The 1,996-nt window shown below is 53.2% G+C and carries 1 protein-coding gene; it reads left to right on the forward strand.

What is annotated here, in order from left to right; genetic code table 11:
* The first annotated feature begins 109 nt into the window (after positions 1-109).
* Positions 110-1,651, forward strand: coding sequence for an IS1380 family transposase (locus AC6F7T_RS05350; protein WP_500716967.1), 1,542 nt, complete (start codon positions 110-112; stop codon positions 1,649-1,651).
* Positions 1,652-1,996: the final 345 nt, after the last annotated feature.

A 1,996-nucleotide genomic window follows, 5' to 3' on the forward strand; every position in this document is an offset into this window, starting at 1 on the left:
TCCCTGATTCACCAGCTAAAAAATAGAAAAACCTCGTTGCCCCAGTAAAACTGGGAAGATAGAATGCTTGTGCGAGCAAACAGCTATCATCAACGAGGTGAAACTAATTATGGCACAAGGCGTTCTTCCCTTCCAGTATAAAGAGCAAGTACAGACATCAGGACTCACGGCGTTAGCAGGCTTACCAGCCTATCTTGAGTTGGCGCATATTGCCGGGCTACGCGATGCCATCAGACGGCATCTCCATGTTCGCTTAGACAGTCGTCAGGGGTGGTGTGACGAACAGATCGTGATGGCCCTGATTCTGCTGAATCTGGTCGGTGGGGAATCTGTTGCAGACCTTGAACAACTGGAAGCAGATGAAGGGTTGTGTCGATTGTTGCGGCAGATCGAGTATCATGGACTGCCACGCAAAGAGCGCCGCTTATTGGAGCGGCGGCGTAAGAAAGCAGGGCGCACCGTCCCTTCCGCCTCGCCCGTCTTCCGCTACCTGGCCGCCTTTCATGATCCACAGGAAGAGACACGGCGGGTTCCGGGATCAGCTTTTATCCCTGCGCCCAATGAGTATTTACGGGCATTGGGGCGTGTCAACCAGGAGATGGTCGCGTTTGTCCAGAACCGCAACGTCCAACGCGAAGCGACCCTCGACATGGATGCCACCCTGGTGAGCAGTGACAAGACACAGGCTCTGTGGTGCTACGATGGTTATCGCGCTTATCAACCGTTGAACGTTTACTGGTTCGAGCAGGATCTGGTTGTCCACAGTGAGTTTCGCGATGGCAATGTTCCCGCTGGCTATCAACAACTGCGGTTGTTGCAGGAAACGCTGGAGCACCTTCCTGATGGCGTCGATAAGGTGATGCTCCGCTCTGACACCGCCGGTTATCAGCAGGATCTGCTGCGTTACTGTGCCGAAGGGAGCAATGAACGTTTTGGCGCCATCGAGTTCGCTATCGGAGCCAACGTGAGCCAAAGCTTTCGGCAAGCCGTTGGTGAGGTGGAAGAAGGCAACTGGTTGCCGATAAGGCGCACCGATCCGGACGGTCGCCAGTATGATACAGGTCAGCAATGGGCCGAAGTCTGTTATGTTCCCAGCTGGGCAGGGATGAGCAAGAACGGCCCCGGCTATCGTTATCTTGCTACCCGCAAACGGCTCCACAACCAATTGGAGCTACCGGGCTGTGAAACCGTCGCCGATCCCGAGCAGATGCAAGCGCCCAGCGGTGAGCGCTATAAAATTTACGGGATTGTCACCAACCGAGATATCGACGGCAATGAGTTGATTCAGTGGTATCGAGAGCGCTGCGGCAAAAGCGAAGAAGTGCACGCCGTCATGAAAGACGACTTGGCCGGCGGGAAACTCCCTTCAGGAGATTTTGGAGAAAATGCCGCTTGGTGGGGGATCATGATTCTGGCGCTCAATTTAAACGCCGCGATGAAACGTTTGGTCTTGCCCCCGAGCTTTCGGTGCAAGCGACTCAAGGCGGTTAGATTCGGACTGATCAATCTCGCCGGCCAGGTTCGTGAACGTTCGCGTCAACTGCACATCCTCATCAGCCCCAAACAGCCGGCTCTGGGCCTGTTGCTGCACATCCGTGAGCGGATCATCGATCTGGCGCGGGGAGCACCGGAAGTTGTTGTTGGTAACTGAATCAGAGCAAACACAGAAAAAAGAACCCCGAAAGGAGGCTTTGCGCCCGAAGTGTGCCCAGAACGGCACTGAGAAGGCCGATTTTTTCTAAATCCGACATTTTTCACCCTGACGTAACGTAAAAACAGGGTATAGGCAGGAAAAAATCTCTTAAAAAAGACGTCGCGACCCTCTATGCTTTTTCAGGTGGTGGATTTGGGTGTTAGCGGTTTACCTTGACACCCCGGACAGATAGCGCATAATAGTCGGCTGTAAACTTTTTTCCTGTGTGGATTTATTGTCATCTCATCGCAACAAAAAACCACACACCAAAAAAGGTGGACATTAACAACACCATCTGAATCA

The sequence above is a fragment of the Pelovirga sp. genome, from assembly GCF_059864205.1.